Origin of the sequence: Oscillatoria nigro-viridis PCC 7112 (assembly GCF_000317475.1) — a bacterium.
In the GTDB taxonomy this organism is placed as follows: domain Bacteria; phylum Cyanobacteriota; class Cyanobacteriia; order Cyanobacteriales; family Microcoleaceae; genus Microcoleus; species Microcoleus nigroviridis.
Genome location: NC_019729.1, coordinates 3,235,345 through 3,249,786 on the forward strand (window position 1 = coordinate 3,235,345; position 14,442 = coordinate 3,249,786).

General features: G+C 45.7%; 15 protein-coding genes. 10 read left to right on the forward strand and 5 right to left on the reverse strand.

Annotation, left to right across the window (positions count from 1 at the left end; translation table 11 throughout):
- Positions 1-340: 340 nt before the first annotated feature.
- On the reverse strand, positions 341-568 hold the full coding sequence (locus tag OSC7112_RS13785) for a type II toxin-antitoxin system CcdA family antitoxin (RefSeq protein ID WP_015176471.1): 228 nt from the start codon (positions 566-568) through the stop codon (positions 341-343).
- A 328-nt stretch (positions 569-896) separates the two neighbouring features.
- On the opposite strand from OSC7112_RS13785, the gene lepA reads away from it, so the two are divergent.
- The 3 genes from lepA (at position 897) to OSC7112_RS37040 (ending at position 3,643) form a co-directional block, all read left to right on the forward strand.
- Positions 897-2,711, forward strand: coding sequence for a translation elongation factor 4 (gene lepA, locus OSC7112_RS13790; protein WP_015176472.1), 1,815 nt, complete (start codon positions 897-899; stop codon positions 2,709-2,711).
- 244 nt (positions 2,712-2,955) lie between these two features.
- Positions 2,956-3,255, forward strand: a complete 300-nt coding sequence (locus tag OSC7112_RS37035; protein ID WP_015176473.1) for a type II toxin-antitoxin system HigB family toxin — start codon at positions 2,956-2,958, stop codon at positions 3,253-3,255.
- Positions 3,239-3,643 carry a helix-turn-helix domain-containing protein gene (locus OSC7112_RS37040; protein ID WP_015176474.1) on the forward strand — a complete coding sequence of 135 codons (405 nt, stop codon included), beginning with the start codon at positions 3,239-3,241 and terminating at the stop codon, positions 3,641-3,643. Before OSC7112_RS37035 ends, OSC7112_RS37040 begins: the two co-directional genes overlap by 17 nt.
- A gap of 43 nt (positions 3,644-3,686) precedes the next feature.
- Here the strand turns inward: OSC7112_RS37040 and OSC7112_RS13805 are convergent, their stop codons facing one another.
- Both OSC7112_RS13805 and OSC7112_RS13810 read right to left on the reverse strand, forming a co-directional pair.
- Positions 3,687-4,187 (reverse strand): DUF5958 family protein, encoded by a 501-nt coding sequence (locus OSC7112_RS13805; protein WP_015176475.1) that lies wholly within the window; start codon positions 4,185-4,187, stop codon positions 3,687-3,689.
- Between the two features lie 20 nt (positions 4,188-4,207).
- Positions 4,208-4,438: a ribbon-helix-helix domain-containing protein gene (locus OSC7112_RS13810; protein WP_015176476.1), complete on the reverse strand. Its 231-nt coding sequence runs from the start codon at positions 4,436-4,438 to the stop codon at positions 4,208-4,210.
- Positions 4,439-4,462: 24 nt separating this feature from the next.
- Between OSC7112_RS13810 and OSC7112_RS40980 the strand changes: the two genes are divergently transcribed.
- A complete protein-coding gene (locus tag OSC7112_RS40980) occupies positions 4,463-4,762 on the forward strand; it encodes a hypothetical protein (protein WP_015176477.1) in 300 nt (99 codons plus the stop codon).
- 110 nt (positions 4,763-4,872) lie between these two features.
- Here OSC7112_RS40980 and OSC7112_RS38170 read toward each other — a convergent pair whose 3' ends face one another.
- Positions 4,873-7,863, reverse strand: coding sequence for a calcium-binding protein (locus OSC7112_RS38170; protein ID WP_015176478.1), 2,991 nt, complete (start codon positions 7,861-7,863; stop codon positions 4,873-4,875).
- Between the two features lie 537 nt (positions 7,864-8,400).
- Between OSC7112_RS38170 and OSC7112_RS13830 the strand changes: the two genes are divergently transcribed.
- The 5 genes from OSC7112_RS13830 (at position 8,401) to OSC7112_RS13850 (ending at position 13,137) form a co-directional block, all read left to right on the forward strand.
- On the forward strand, positions 8,401-8,889 hold the full coding sequence (locus OSC7112_RS13830) for a hypothetical protein (RefSeq protein ID WP_015176479.1): 489 nt from the start codon (positions 8,401-8,403) through the stop codon (positions 8,887-8,889).
- Between the two features lie 168 nt (positions 8,890-9,057).
- Positions 9,058-9,438 (forward strand): hypothetical protein, encoded by a 381-nt coding sequence (locus OSC7112_RS13835; protein ID WP_015176480.1) that lies wholly within the window; start codon positions 9,058-9,060, stop codon positions 9,436-9,438.
- Complete coding sequence (locus OSC7112_RS13840) at positions 9,439-9,852, forward strand: HNH endonuclease (RefSeq protein WP_015176481.1); 414 nt, start codon at positions 9,439-9,441, stop codon at positions 9,850-9,852.
- A gap of 837 nt (positions 9,853-10,689) precedes the next feature.
- Positions 10,690-11,628 carry a UDP-glucuronic acid decarboxylase family protein gene (locus OSC7112_RS13845; RefSeq protein ID WP_015176482.1) on the forward strand — a complete coding sequence of 313 codons (939 nt, stop codon included), beginning with the start codon at positions 10,690-10,692 and terminating at the stop codon, positions 11,626-11,628.
- 120 nt (positions 11,629-11,748) lie between these two features.
- Positions 11,749-13,137, forward strand: coding sequence for a UDP-glucose dehydrogenase family protein (locus OSC7112_RS13850; RefSeq protein ID WP_015176483.1), 1,389 nt, complete (start codon positions 11,749-11,751; stop codon positions 13,135-13,137).
- Positions 13,138-13,407: 270 nt separating this feature from the next.
- Here OSC7112_RS13850 and OSC7112_RS13855 read toward each other — a convergent pair whose 3' ends face one another.
- On the reverse strand, positions 13,408-13,878 hold the full coding sequence (locus OSC7112_RS13855) for a hypothetical protein (RefSeq protein WP_015176484.1): 471 nt from the start codon (positions 13,876-13,878) through the stop codon (positions 13,408-13,410).
- A gap of 299 nt (positions 13,879-14,177) precedes the next feature.
- Between OSC7112_RS13855 and OSC7112_RS13860 the strand changes: the two genes are divergently transcribed.
- Positions 14,178-14,396, forward strand: coding sequence for a helix-turn-helix domain-containing protein (locus OSC7112_RS13860; RefSeq protein ID WP_006632503.1), 219 nt, complete (start codon positions 14,178-14,180; stop codon positions 14,394-14,396).
- Positions 14,397-14,442: the final 46 nt, after the last annotated feature.

Sequence of the window (14,442 nt, forward strand, 5' to 3'; positions counted from 1 at the left end):
TAAAATATTAATTTTTTAATTCTGAGTTCAACTCAAAACTCTTCGTTCTCAGCCTTTTTGGGTAATTTAAAGATAAAAATTAAGATTGAGAAATTAGGAATCTGCACCGATTAACTATCAACTGTGAAAATTACGCCAAAATATGAGGCTGCAAACAACTCTAGTCAGGGAACGGCTCACGCATTTTTTCCCTCACCTAGAATAGTTCCGAGGTTGTGATTTAGCCGAGTTCGCTCGCCCACCACCAGTAGCTTTTGCCGCGAAATCTGCAGGAGTGCGCGCGGGCGATCTAAATTTCACAGCCTGCAGATTTGCGCGCGCCGTCTGGGGCGAGAGCCGCTCAGTCGTTCCATTCGCCGCGGGGCGGGACTGGCGGGTTGCGGCGCAAACTCAGAGCCAGCTCGTCTTCGCGGCGCTCGCCTCTGAGCCACTGCTTGATTGCTGTTTCAATGACTTTGCTGGGGTCATTCGTCAAGTGCTTAATTTGGTCTAGCAGTTCAGAATCTATGTGGATAGATAGTTCCACTTTTTCTGACGAACTGTGGGAGGGTATACTTGACTGGCTCATAGTTAAAAAATCCTAGTTTTAATTCTTAAGTTTCAATTCTTTTGATGAGAACCGACTGGACTAGATATTTGCAGTCCCTGATTTGCACCCCACCTTTCCTCAACCGCTTAACAGCTTTCTGTACAATGAGACAGAGAAAAGTTTTTTCCTTTTGGGTGTCCGGGCTCGGTCGGACACTTGAAAGGGTAATAACTGATACTCTTGAGGTTTGCCTCAGTTGCGGTTTCCTCTCAATCCCCAGTAAGAGGTTGAAGTAAGCACTCTACTCTTGCTTGTGCGATCATACAACAAAAAGTATCCTTTGCCGATTAGCTCTTCCATAAAAAACATGACTAACGTCCCTGTATCTCGCATTCGCAATTTTTCGATTATTGCTCACATCGACCACGGAAAATCGACCTTGGCCGATCGCCTGTTGCAGGCGACTGGGACTGTGCAGGCACGGGAGATGAAGGAGCAGTTTTTAGACAATATGGATCTCGAACGCGAACGCGGCATTACGATCAAGCTGCAAGCGGCTCGGATGAATTATACTGCCAAGGACGGTCAGGACTACGTGCTGAATCTGATCGACACTCCCGGACACGTGGACTTTTCTTACGAGGTGTCGCGATCGCTAGCTGCTTGCGAAGGAGCGCTGCTGGTGGTAGACGCATCTCAAGGCGTGGAAGCACAAACCCTGGCAAATGTCTACCTTGCCTTGGGAAACAATTTGGAAATTATTCCTGTTTTAAATAAAATTGACCTGCCGGGGGCAGAACCGGAACGTGTAAAAGGGGAAATTGAAGAAATTATCGGTCTGGACTGTAGCGGGGCGATTGAGGCTTCGGCTAAGGAAGGAATTGGTATAAATGAGATTTTGGAGTCGATCGTCGAATTGGTGCCGCCGCCGCAGGATACTGTTGACAAACCGCTGCGGGCGCTAATTTTTGACAGTTATTACGACCCTTATCGCGGGGTAATTGTGTATTTCCGGGTGATGGACGGAAGTGTCAAAAAGGGCGATCGAGTTTTGTTGATGATTTCGGGTAAGGAATATGTCATCGATGAATTGGGCATCCTTTCACCGACTCAAGTTCCAGTAGACGAACTGCACGCCGGGGAAGTTGGTTATCTGGCCGCGGCAATTAAAGCCGTAGCTGATGCTCGCGTCGGCGATACGATTACTTTGGTCAAAAAGCCTGCACCGGAGCCTTGGCCGGGTTATACAGAAGCAAAACCGATGGTTTTTTGCGGCTTGTTCCCGATCGATGCTGACCAATTTCCCGATTTGCGGGAAGCTTTAGAAAAACTCAAACTCAACGATGCGGCGCTTTCTTACGAACCGGAAACTTCGAGTGCGATGGGATTTGGTTTCCGCTGCGGTTTCTTGGGTTTGCTGCACATGGAAATTGTGCAAGAAAGACTGGAGAGAGAATACAATTTGAATTTGATTGTTACGGCTCCTTCTGTGGTTTATCAAATCACAACAATTAAAGGGGAAGTGTTAACAATTGACAATCCCAGCCACTTGCCAGAGCCTCAGTATCGCGAGAAAATTGAGGAACCTTATGTGCGGGTAGAAATGCTGTCGCCGGAAACTTATGTGGGCGCGCTGATGGAACTGTCTCAAAGTCGGCGGGGCATTTTTATGGATATGAAGTATCTGAGTCAAGGCCGAACTACGCTGGTTTACGAGTTGCCTTTGGCGGAGGTGGTGACGGACTTTTTCGACCAGATGAAATCGCGATCGCGCGGTTATGCGAGCATGGAGTATCACATAATTGGCTACCGCGAAAATCCGTTGGTGAAAATGGACATTTTAATTAATGGCGATCCGGTTGATGCTTTGGCGATGATCGTACACCGGGATAAGGCTTACAATGTGGGCCGCGGATTGACGGAAAAACTCAAGGAGTTGATTCCCCGCCATCAATTTAAGGTGCCGATTCAAGCGACAATTGGCGCGAAGGTGATTGCTTCGGAACACATTCCGGCTTTGCGGAAGGATGTGTTGGCGAAGTGTTACGGCGGTGATATTTCGCGGAAGAAGAAGTTGCTGCAAAAGCAGGCGAAGGGTAAGAAGCGGATGAAGTCTGTGGGTACTGTGGATGTGCCGCAGGAGGCTTTTATGGCTGTGCTGAAGCTCGATCGGGATTCGTAATCTGTGTGGCATTTTGTCAGGAACAGGCTTTCCGGTCTGTTCCACAAACAGTCAGTCTTCTTGTTGGTTCTAGGAACAGGCTTTCCGGTCTGTTCCACAAATGGGGTTTTAGGAACAGCCTTTCGCGCCTATTCTACCTTTTGCAGATTAAGGGCGATTCCCTACGGGATAGCTGCGCTTCACGCTCTTGACCAAAGAAATTGGTTGAGCTAAACTAAAACTTAGTTTAAATTTCTTATAGTAGATGCACATAATCAGCTACAAACGGGTGCGTGAATACAGCGAAACTCATGCTGATTGCGGGGAAGCTTTGGATAACTGGTTTAAAATTGCTAGCAAGGCTAAATGGTCTAATTTAATTGAGGTACAATCTGTTTTTCCTAAAGCCGAAGCAGTTGGGGGTTTTACAGTTTTTAATATCAAAGGTAATAATTATCGATTAATCGTTAGTATTGATTATGAAGGCAAATTAATTTATATCAAATATATTCTCACCCATGCAGAGTATGATAAGGAGAAAGGGAAAAATGACCCTTACTTTTAATCCAGATAAATACAAAGAGTTATTGTCTCTGTACCAGCCGAAAATAATTAGAAATGAAGCGGATAATGAGAAGGCTCTGGCTATGGTGGAAGAGTTGATGCACCGGGGCGATCGCACTCCTGAAGAAGACGAGTTATATGAATTGCTGATTGCATTAATTGAAAAATTTGAGCAAGAATACTATGCACCGGGAGCCACAGCTACTCCTAATTCAATATTGCTGTTTTTGATGGAACAAAGAGAGTTAAAGGCTGCGGATTTGGTGGGAGTTATGGGTTCTGAAACAAGAGTGTATGAAGTGGTTAATGGCGATCGAGATATTGGTAAAGAATTGGCGTTGATTTTGGGTAGTTTTTTTCATGTAGAGCCGAGTTTGTTTTCTAATTAAGGGAAGTAGAGTATAGAAAAATAAGAAGTTGAAATGAGTGAAATTATGGCAGCAGCGTGAGTGGCGATCGCCCGATCGCATCACAGCTTACTACAACTTCAACAAGAATGCTTTGTTGAAACTCGCGCCAAATTTCATCTAAAATTTTGCGATCGCTCAAATCGCGATGCCACCAGTGGCTGCAGCCATAGTGACAATATTTGCAGTACCTGCGCGCATCGGCAATTGCCAATAAACTCATTAACAGGAAAAAGGTTTTGATAGATTCTGAGGGTGGCAGTTTCAAAAGCTTTGCCATTTGTTCTTTTAATCGCCCTCTAGTCAGCAACACACAAGGGGTGTAAGTTGGGCGAAGTTTTGATTTGGCAATTGCTAGGGAAACATCTTCTTCTCGCGCCCCTGCTTGGAGAACCATGTAGGATAGCCACTGCAATATTTCCTGCTGGTATGCGGTTGGGAAGCTTAAAAACCAGTTTTTTGCATCTTCTTGGCTAATTAATTCTTGTTGAATTTGATTGATTTTAATTTCATCGGCTAGATTCATTTGCCTCTCCTAAGTCTGGCTCAAATATCTGTTGATTTGAGCTTGCCGGATGCTTTTGCTCGATCGATCGCCTCTTGAATCAGAAGGTAGACAAAGTTGGAGATCGATCGCTTTTCGAGATCGCACAACTTTTCTAATTCCTTTTTAGCCTGTGTTGGCAAAACCACTGAAATCCGCTCGCTGTCGCTCATGCCTTGCAATCTGTTGGAAGTTTCCCCTATTGTGCCACCTCGCCCGTCCAGCTCGTGCATCCACAGTCAGCTTTATGCTTACTTATGCACACTAATGCTTACTTTGTGTTATTTTTATGGGTAATGTCAGAAGCCAGCGCATCCACCGACCAAGTTTCTGCGCTGGCTCTGGCTCCGTTTAGCAATGGAGACTCCTCTATTATGAAATACGAAGGATACTTGAAGCCGTGGGCAGTAGCCCGCTTGCTTCCCACTTTGCAATGGGCGATCGTCGGTCGCTATCGCAGCCGATCGGATGCGGAGGGACATCTTCAGTTGTTTCGGCAACGAGTACCCAACATCCGATTTGAAGTGGTGTTTGATTTACCCTCTCGCCGAGGATAAGTTTTTTGAGGGAGGGTTTTTGATAAGTTAACTGTCAAATTATCGAGGGCGATCGCACTTTTGGACGTGAAGGGCGATCGCTTTAATTCTAAACTTGTCTGACGACTAGACTAGAGGATGATAAAATTCGCGGCAGTTAGGGGATCTTTATGGAATATTTGAATTGTATTTCCAGGACTGAGGGTGATCCGAGAAAAAAGCTCTCCAGTAAAAGAATTTGGGCCATTAAAGAAGTTTCCTGGTGCTGCTAAAACATCAGATCCACTGCTAAAACCAAGACTAGCAGCTAACTGTATCTTGTCATCAGCCACTACAAAATCACCGATCTGATCTTGACCATTTGCTGCCCCAAAGACAAAAGTATCCTGACCTCCACCACCATAGAGCAGGTCATTCCCAGCACCTCCAATCAGGCTATCATTGCCAGCGACACCGTAAATGCGATCGTTACCGCCTAAACCGTTGAGAGTATCAGGCAAACTTGTGCCAAGGACTTTATCATCGCCCTCCGTTGCAGCGGTTGGCGTTGAATCTTGAACAGTAAATCCGTCAAATGTGTAGCCAATATCCGCCAACAGTGACAAGTCAACTTTAGTGGGGATTCGTAACCCTGCACCGCCGCCGTCACCAAGAAGAGATGGTAATCCACCACTGCTGACAATACTGATTAAATGAGATAAGTCAGGAGCGGGTTTAAGAGGCATAGGATTCCCCCCATTAGCAGCCTTGGCGTTGGGGCCGTCAAAAGAGCTTCCATTGATTCGCGCGCTGAAAGCTGGTGCTCCATTAGTAAACCCCAGTGCGTGTTGTAATTCGTGCATGGCACTAATAAAAAGGCTGGGAACAGCACCGACAGGATTGCCAGGTTCGCTGGGAGTGTCAGTAAAGTCAAATGGCGTTGAATCCACAAAATAGGAGATATTAGTATCAAAAGCAATGCTGCCTACAAAAGGTTCGTAATTTACTCCGTCGATTCGATCGCGGAAAGCTTTTGGATCGGAATACCCGTAAGTTATCCCCGCAGCATTGATAGGACCAGCGCCTACAAAGATCAGGAGATCGTCAATTTCCCGATCTAAAACCACAGTCTCTATCTCTTGTGTAGAAGGATTCTGCACTGAAAGTTTAGTGCCAAGGGGAATGTTTTCAAATTCATCTTGAATGACAGATTCCCAGTAGGTAGCTGCGGATTCTAAAACAGCTTGACGGTTGGGGTTATTCTTGAAAAACCCAGTCGTATCAAACCGATAGTCGAATTCAATGTTAAAAGTGCTCACAAAAGAAGGGGCACTGGCGCGACCTTCAACTTTACCTACAGTTTCGTAGTGTTCCAAAGCATTTTTTACGCTCCCAGTAGAAATAGCCTTGGTTGCATCGTAATTCATCATTAGATAGAATTTTTCATCAAACGCTGTCGGTTTTACACGTGCAGGCGTCGGAGTCGTCACAGGCGTCGGAGTCGTCACAGGCGTCGGCGTCGTCACAGGTGTCGGAGTCGTCACAGGCGTCGGAGTCGTCACAGGCGTCGGAGTCGTCACAGGCGTCGGCGTCGTCACAGGTGTCGGAGTCGTCACAGGCGTCGGAGTCGTCACAGGAGTTGGCGTCGAAACGATCGCAATATCCGCAGCACTCAGAGAAGTCACACTTCCAAATAAAATGCTCCCTCCACCATTTCCCAAGGGAAGAGACAACCCCTCAGTAGTAGTTTGCAAGGCCGCGATCGCACTCGACACATCAGTAAAACCATAATCCGCAGATAGCTGCAACTTGTCCTGACCGCTTTGGAAGTCAGAAATAGTATCATTACCCTGACTCAAGCTGGGAACTGAACCGTAGATAAATAAATCTGGCCCATCACCGCCACTCAGGGAGTCATTACCACCGCCGCCGCTGAGAGTATCCGGCCCCGTACCGCCAAATAGCACGTCAGCAAAAGCCGTCCCCGTGAAGTTGTCAGCAAAAGCGCTGCCGGTAACGTTAACAGCTAAAGTGAAAGTCCCGAAGTTTTGGGCGACAGCCGCAGTAGAAGTAGAAAAATCAAACAGCCCGCTAGTAGGCGCCGGCGTCGGAGTTGTGACAGGTGTCGGAGTCGTCACAGGCGTCGGAGTTGTGACAGGCGTCGGAGTCGTCACAGGTGTCGGAGTCGTCACAGGTGTCGGAGTCGTCACAGGCGTCGGAGTCGTCACAGGTGTCGGAGTCGTCACAGGTGTCGGAGTCGTCACAGGCGTCGGCGCTGGCGTCGGAGTCGTCACAGGCGTCGGAGTGGTTGCACTTGGGGTGATTGAAGGCTTCGGCTCCGGTGTCGGAGTCGTCACAGGCGCAGGCGTCGGAGTCGTCACAGGCGCAGGCGTTGGTGCAGGTGTCGGTGCAGGCGTCGGTGCAGGTGTCGGTGCAGGCGTCGGTGCAGGTGTCGGTGCAGGCGTCGGCAAAGGCGCAGGCGTCAGACTCACAATCCTGCTAGAATCAGCAATAGTCAATCTGCCGTCACCCTCCAAAACTGCCAAATATTGCCTTGTTACCTCATCCTGAATAATCGTGTAGCCAGAATAAACCCCTTTACCCACATAAATTTTGAGGTCATCCAACCCAAGGTCGTTGCTTAACTTAATTACATCCTCACCGTCTGTATAGTCAACAATAAAGTCCGCATCCAAAAGCTGAGGGCCGCCAGTAGTCTTACCGATAAAGAAAGTGTCATTACCATTCCCCCCAGTTAATGTATCTGCTCCCTTATCTCCATAGAGAATGTCATTCCCGAAGTTGCCAAATAAGCTGTCATTACCTTTACCACCGTAAACTGTATCGTTATCTATTCCGCCATCAACTGTATCCTCGCCTTCGTTGCCGTATATCAAGTTATCTCCAGCATTAGCAAATAGTCGATCGTCACCTTTGCCGCCGTAAACTGTATCCTTACCTTGGCCACCGTAGACGGTATCATTACCTTCATTACTGTATAGCTTGTCATCTCCTTGCTGGCCGTAGATTAAGTCGTCTCCATCACGGCCAAACACTAAGTCAGAGCCTTGTTGTCCAAATATTAAATCTGCATCGGGGGTGCCATTGAGAGTATCGTCAGCCAACGTTCCATTAATGTTCATGTTGTAATCTCAGTGTGAATACTAGATTTATCCCTATTGGAGCTACAAGTCTTTCTCCATTTCTGAAAAAATGACTTGCTAGCCTGTATTTTTAGATCCTGCGATCGCCCTAAATTTATGCGAAGTCAGGGATTTGCCATGCAAGCAAAACTCTTGCATAGCAAGGCTTTCGTCGCGATCGCACTCACAAAGAACTCAGTCTGCAGAAGGCGCTTTGCAGCCTCCCATTTATTTATCAGGGGCAAATCCAGAAAATTATGCAAAATCCCAGAAAATAAATAAAAAAAATTACTGGCAGTGGCCGAAACTAGAGTCAAAGCGAGAAATTTACCAAAATTCAGCTTTACTCCCCTGTCGTCGGGTAGCTAACTGTAGTCAGTGACGGCTAAAAAGCGCTCCTACAAAGGTTTTGACTTTTAAATTTCATTACTTGCGCTGTCGCATTCACCGATCGCACGCTAGCTGAGTCTGGTAATAACCTGACACTTATCAGGAGTTATGTGAGAATTCCATCAGGAAATTTAGAGACACCCATCTATGGCATCCACAAACGATCGCTTCGTCGAAGCAGAAAGCCGCTGGGACTTAAAAACTCTGTACTCGGACTTGGCCGCCGTTAAGGGAAAGCCTCTCACCCCCGTAGAAAAGCTGCATCTACGGGGGTTGCTTTGTGGCTACAGTCCCGCTGAAATCGCCGAAAAGCTGCAAAAGAATCCCAAGGGTGTTGAAACTGACCTGTGTGCCACTATTTATAAATACGTTAAAGCCTTTGTGGGTAAAGGCATTCAAAAAATAGAAAACTGGAGAAATATTGCTGAATGGCTTGAGGATGCCGGATATAAAACTCAGTCGTCTGCTAAATTACCAGTCAAAGATTTATTACCTGAAAATTGTCTTGTTAATGTAACGAATATAAATATAGATAAAAATCAAATAGTATTTTTTATCAACCTGCGAATACCAACCTCACCCGATTCAGAACTGTCAATACAAAACTTAGATATCAACGATAACAATGCTAACTAAAATTTTGCCACAATTCAACAGATTGGTAGGGTGTAGGGACTAAAATCAGGAAGCGCGATCGCACCTTTACCCGATCGCGCGGGGCGATCGCACACTGCATTTCTCCAATAAGGGCGATCGTACTTCTATTGTGCTACGATTCAATGAGAGCGTCAGTCACTAAAAAACATGGCAACAATTACCCTTCAAATTCCCGACGAACTGGCTCAACGTCTAGAACCTCTGCAAAATCGCTTGCCAGAATTGCTTTGGCAACTTCTAGAACTAACTAAAAAGCCCACAACTATCGAGCAGGAAATCACCCCTCATAGTGGGGATCTTCCTGCAGTTTATCAAGAAGTCCTTGACTTTTTGATAAAGAGTCCAATTCCACAAGACATTGTTAATTTCAAGGTTTCACAACAGGCTCAGACGCGCCTCCAAACTTTGCTTGACAAAAACCGCGAATCGACCCTAAATCCAATGGAAATAGCAGAATTAGATGTTTACGAACAGCTAGAACATCTGATGATTTTACTAAAATCAAGAGCCTACTCAGCGATTTTATAAATGACTTCTAGTTTAATTCCTGTCGAACTCCGCAGATTAGTTATTGAAAAAGCTTCAGGACGCTGTGAATATTGCCTGATTCATCAAGATGTTTCAATCTACAGCCATGAAGTAGACCATATCATTGCCTTAAAACATGGGGGTAAAACTCGTGCTGAGAATCTCGCTCTTTCTTGTTTATCTTGTAACCGCTATAAAGGTTCCGATCTAGCTACTATAGACCCAATTAATGAGGAAATTGTCCCTTTGTTTAATCCACGCCGTCTGGTATGGGACGAACATTTTGTTCTTAATGATGCCAGAATAGAAGGCATCACTCAGATTGGTCAAGCTACTGCAAGATTACTCAAACTCAATGCTCCAAATCGCATACTTGAGCGTCAAGTTTTGATTCATCAAGGACGGTATCCATAAACATTGAATTTGAGTTATAAAAGTATGAGTAAAATTTGAACTACAATTATGCCAAATATTTACAAATATTTACAGTATTGGCGACCCGAAAGGTTCAGGTAAAACTACAGTTTCTCTGAGATTATTACCCGATTTTTTAGAATTTTTGAATACGTAAATGCAGATGCGCCGCCCGAATCTCCCAATTCAATCCAGAGTCAGTCGCCATCCTCGCAGGACGCTTAATGATACAAACACTGCGAACTTTATCAGACTCTGGCACCGATTTCGCCTCCCTTGACAACTTTAGCCGATCGTAACTTTGCTCGATTCTTGAGAAACTGTAAAACTAAAGGCTACAGAATCCACCTGATGCAAGTTCTGGCTGCAATCTCCAGAAATCCCCATTGAACGGGTGCAACCCAGGTTGAAAGTGGCACAGTGGCCGACCTTCTCTTCCCGACATCGACCTAATTTCTCTCATATAGCTTTTGAGATAAATCGACCCTGGTTTTTTCAAATAAGCCCGTGAAGCGCAGCTATCGCGTAGAGCATCGCCCAACCTCAGACCGAAGTCATCAAATAACCAATAACCAATAACAAATAACAGAACTAATGTCAACAGTGTTTTTTCGGAAATATTAAAGCTTAAATAACAATTGCTACCGACATTTTCAAATTATAGCACTTTGTTCAAAGTATTTGAACAAAGTGCTAAGTTATTAAAGATTCTATAAAAGTGACACATAAGTCTTTACATTGTCGATCGCTATTTTGTTATTCTATTAGTAAGTTTCATTCTAGCGACTGAATTTTTGTACCACAGTCCTACCCCTAAACAGAACGGCAGTTTCCACAATGAGAATTTTAGTCACAGGCGGTGCGGGTTTCCTCGGTTCCCACCTAATCGATCGCTTAATGGCCCAAGGACATGAGGTAGTCTGCCTGGATAATTTTTACACCGGGACTAAACGCAATATCCTCAAATGGCTCGACAACCCGTATTTTGAGCTGATCCGCCACGACATCACGGAACCGATTCGGTTAGAGGTAGATCAGATTTACCATCTGGCCTGTCCCGCTTCCCCAATACACTATCAGTACAACCCTGTCAAGACCATTAAAACAAACGTCATCGGCACGATGAATATGTTGGGATTGGCCAAACGGGTGAAAGCAAGATTCTTTCTAGCTTCCACTTCCGAAGTGTACGGAGATCCTGACGTACATCCACAAACAGAAGATTATCGCGGCAACGTTAATTGTATCGGGATTCGGAGCTGTTATGATGAAGGCAAGCGAGTAGCTGAAACCCTATCTTTTGATTACCACCGTCAAAATGGTGTAGACATTCGAGTTGTCCGAATTTTCAATACCTACGGCCCGAGAATGTTGGAAAATGACGGCAGAGTAGTGAGCAATTTTATTGCTCAAGCTTTGCGGAATCAACCGCTGACAGTATACGGCGACGGTTCCCAAACGCGAAGTTTCTGCTACGTTTCTGATTTGGTGGAAGGATTTATTCGTTTGATGAATAGCGACCAAATCGGGCCGATGAATTTGGGTAATCCCGGCGAATACACTATTTTGGAACTGGCACAAAAAATTCAAAACACAATTAATCCGGGGGCAGAAATTATCTTTAAACCGCTGCCGGAAGACGATCCAAAACAGCGACAACCTGATATTACTCGTGCTAAAAATTGGTTGGGGTGGGAGCCAACTGTGCCGCTGGATCGAGGTTTAGAGTTGACTATAAAGGATTTTCGCGATCGCATTGAGGGAAACCAAAAGTAGAGAGTGGGAGAGAGGGAGACGGGGAGACTGGGGGAGGGTAAAAATCTTCCGTATTCCCAATTCCCGATTCCCGATTCCCAATTCCTACCTGATTTATTTACTAACTTTGAGGAGATTTCTATGCGTGTTTGTGTCATCGGTACAGGATACGTTGGCTTAGTTACCGGCACTTGTTTGGCTCACATCGGCCACCACGTGATTTGCGTAGACAACAACGAAGAAAAAGTTAAATTAATGAAGTCGGGACAGTCGCCTATTTTTGAACCCGGACTGTCTGAATTAATGTCCTCTGCATCTGCGTCTGGCAATCTAGAATTTACTTCGGATTTAGCAGCAGGAGTCTCTCACGGGGACATTTTATTCATTGCCGTGGGAACGCCTCCTTTGCCTACTGGGGAAAGCGATACTCGCTACGTGGAAGCGGTTGCTCGCGGAATTGGAGCTCACCTCGACGGCGATTACAAAGTAATCGTAAACAAATCGACAGTGCCTATCGGTTCCGGGGACTGGGTACGAAGAATTGTACTAGACGGTTTGGCAGAACGTCAAAAACCTCAAAGCGGTGATGGGGTTACTGGTGAGGAAGTCGCAGCAAAAACTGGTGTTCAATTTGATGTGGTTAGCAACCCGGAGTTTTTGCGGGAGGGCTGTGCTGTTTTCGATACTTTTAATCCCGATCGCATTGTTCTCGGCAGCAACTCTCGGCGGGCGATGGATATGATGCTACAGTTATACCGGCCGATTGTCGATCGCAAGTTTGCAGAAAATCCGTCTTTGCCGGAGGTTCCTGTGGTGATGACTGATATCAGTTCAGCGGAGATGATTAAGTACGCAGCTAATGCTTTTTTGGCTACGAAGATTAGCTTTATTAATGAAGTTGCTAATATTTGCGATCGTGTCGGTGCAGATGTTAGTCAAGTTGCCCGAGGTATCGGTTTAGATTCGCGGATTGGCAACAAGTTTCTGCAAGCTGGCATTGGTTGGGGCGGTTCTTGTTTTCCCAAAGATGTCTCAGCTTTAGTTCACACTGCTGACGATTACGGCTACGAGGCGCATTTGCTGAAAGCGGCGGTGGAAGTTAACCAACGCCAGCGGTTCATTGCTATTGAAAAGTTGCAGCACGTTTTGAAGATTCTCAAAGGTAAAACAGTCGGACTTTTGGGTTTGACTTTCAAGCCGGATACTGACGATTTGCGGGATGCTCCTTCGCTGAATTTAATCGAGAGTTTGAACCGATTGGGAGCGAAAGTTAAAGCTTTCGATCCGATTGTTTCTCAAACTGGGATGCGTCACGGTTTGTCGGGAGTTTTGGTAGAAACCGATCCGGAAAGGTTGGCCGACGGTTGCGATGCTTTGGTGTTGGTGACTGACTGGGAACAGTTTCGCAATTTAGATTACGATAAAATGGCGAAGTTGATGGATCATGCGGTGATGATTGACGGTCGCAATTTCTTAGACAAGAAGGCTTTAGAAGCGGCTGGTTTCCAATATGTGGGGATTGGAAGGTAAAGAAGAGTTTTGAGCGGAAACTCTATCCCGTAGGGTGCGCTTCGGCGCACCTTACAAACGAACATTTCTAAGCCGTAGGATGGGGAGCATCTCATATGTAAAAACACTTCTTCTGGCTCCTTTGTTCTTCCTATTTCCTCGCAGCAAGAGAGCCTCAAAACTCCAATTTCTAGCTGGGCTGCAAAAGTAAGATGCTCCCGTAGGATGCGCCGAAAAACACCTTACATTTGCTGGCTACCAACAATTGGGGGTTGATCTGCCCCGCGTGCTTTAAAAATTTTCCATCAATGTTTTTTCTTGAGCGTAAACATCTCGTAGCTGTTGCAGCGCTGAGGCAGAAATTACCGATTTAACTGTAGCTACTAATTTACCCCACTCAAGCAAGCTGTCAACTGAAACAGCCGTTTTGAAGTTGTACGTATAGAATTTAGTCCAAAATTCTGGTGCTTGTGTCCGTTTCCAGCGTTTGTACCATGCGACAAAATCTCGAGCACAGGGCGGTTTTACTTCTAGGATTGGCGGGAAATCGGCGTAGCTGACAAATCGACTGAGGCCTTTGGCATGAACGTACACCACGTTGTGGCAGCATTCGATGCGGTAGATCTGTTCGGGTGATATGTTGAACAGGAGTGCTACTGTTTCTTCGGTGACAAATCTCGATCGCGGATTGACGATCGACGATTTGTGAATAATTTTTGATGCGCCGATCGTTGACGATCTTAGCTGATTTTCTGATATCATTGTAGTTGCATCTGGTGGTGGTAGCTAAATCTATCTCTGCTAAGTGCGATCGACAGAAATAATCAGTCGGGATTAATTTTAACTGGCGCTCGTCTTTAGTTTCGTTGACTCCGCCGCAAAACGGAGACAAGCCCCGACTTGTGCCTTGAGAGGCGCAAAATTTTCGACCAACGTTCAAGCTCCCAGATTCATCTTTAGAGTCAATCTAAAATCTAAAATCTAAAATCTAAAATCGAATGACCGGGGGCGATCGCTTTTTGATATATTATACTAAATCCAAAATTTTGTAAATAGTGAATATGAGCAAAGGCTTAGTAAGGTTGCGGGTTCGAGAGTTGGCGGCCGAGAAGGGATGGACGCTCAAAGAGGTTGCGGAGCGATCGGGCGTGGGCTACAGTACGATTAGCAATTATGCCCGTTCTCAGGGTATGGCAATGGTTGACTTTGCAGCAGTCCACAAGCTGGCTCGAACTTTTGATGTGATGATTGAGGATTTCGTGGTAATCCTAGAAAAATAGTTGAAAGTTGTGCCTAAATTCAATTTTGTAGCGATCGACTTTTGAC

Coding starts and splice junctions, on each gene's coding strand:
- OSC7112_RS13830 (WP_015176479.1), top strand. CDS start 8,401: ATGGCATCCACAAACGATCGCTTCGTCGAAGCAGAAAGCCGCTGGGAC.
- OSC7112_RS13840 (WP_015176481.1), top strand. CDS start 9,439: ATGACTTCTAGTTTAATTCCTGTCGAACTCCGCAGATTAGTTATTGAA.
- OSC7112_RS38170 (WP_015176478.1), bottom strand. CDS start 7,863: ATGAACATTAATGGAACGTTGGCTGACGATACTCTCAATGGCACCCCC.
- OSC7112_RS13785 (WP_015176471.1), bottom strand. CDS start 568: ATGAGCCAGTCAAGTATACCCTCCCACAGTTCGTCAGAAAAAGTGGAA.
- OSC7112_RS37035 (WP_015176473.1), top strand. CDS start 2,956: ATGCACATAATCAGCTACAAACGGGTGCGTGAATACAGCGAAACTCAT.
- OSC7112_RS13805 (WP_015176475.1), bottom strand. CDS start 4,187: ATGAATCTAGCCGATGAAATTAAAATCAATCAAATTCAACAAGAATTA.
- OSC7112_RS37040 (WP_015176474.1), top strand. CDS start 3,239: ATGACCCTTACTTTTAATCCAGATAAATACAAAGAGTTATTGTCTCTG.
- OSC7112_RS13855 (WP_015176484.1), bottom strand. CDS start 13,878: ATGATATCAGAAAATCAGCTAAGATCGTCAACGATCGGCGCATCAAAA.
- lepA (WP_015176472.1), top strand. CDS start 897: ATGACTAACGTCCCTGTATCTCGCATTCGCAATTTTTCGATTATTGCT.
- OSC7112_RS13835 (WP_015176480.1), top strand. CDS start 9,058: ATGGCAACAATTACCCTTCAAATTCCCGACGAACTGGCTCAACGTCTA.
- OSC7112_RS40980 (WP_015176477.1), top strand. CDS start 4,463: ATGCACACTAATGCTTACTTTGTGTTATTTTTATGGGTAATGTCAGAA.
- OSC7112_RS13850 (WP_015176483.1), top strand. CDS start 11,749: ATGCGTGTTTGTGTCATCGGTACAGGATACGTTGGCTTAGTTACCGGC.
- OSC7112_RS13860 (WP_006632503.1), top strand. CDS start 14,178: ATGAGCAAAGGCTTAGTAAGGTTGCGGGTTCGAGAGTTGGCGGCCGAG.
- OSC7112_RS13845 (WP_015176482.1), top strand. CDS start 10,690: ATGAGAATTTTAGTCACAGGCGGTGCGGGTTTCCTCGGTTCCCACCTA.
- OSC7112_RS13810 (WP_015176476.1), bottom strand. CDS start 4,438: ATGCACGAGCTGGACGGGCGAGGTGGCACAATAGGGGAAACTTCCAAC.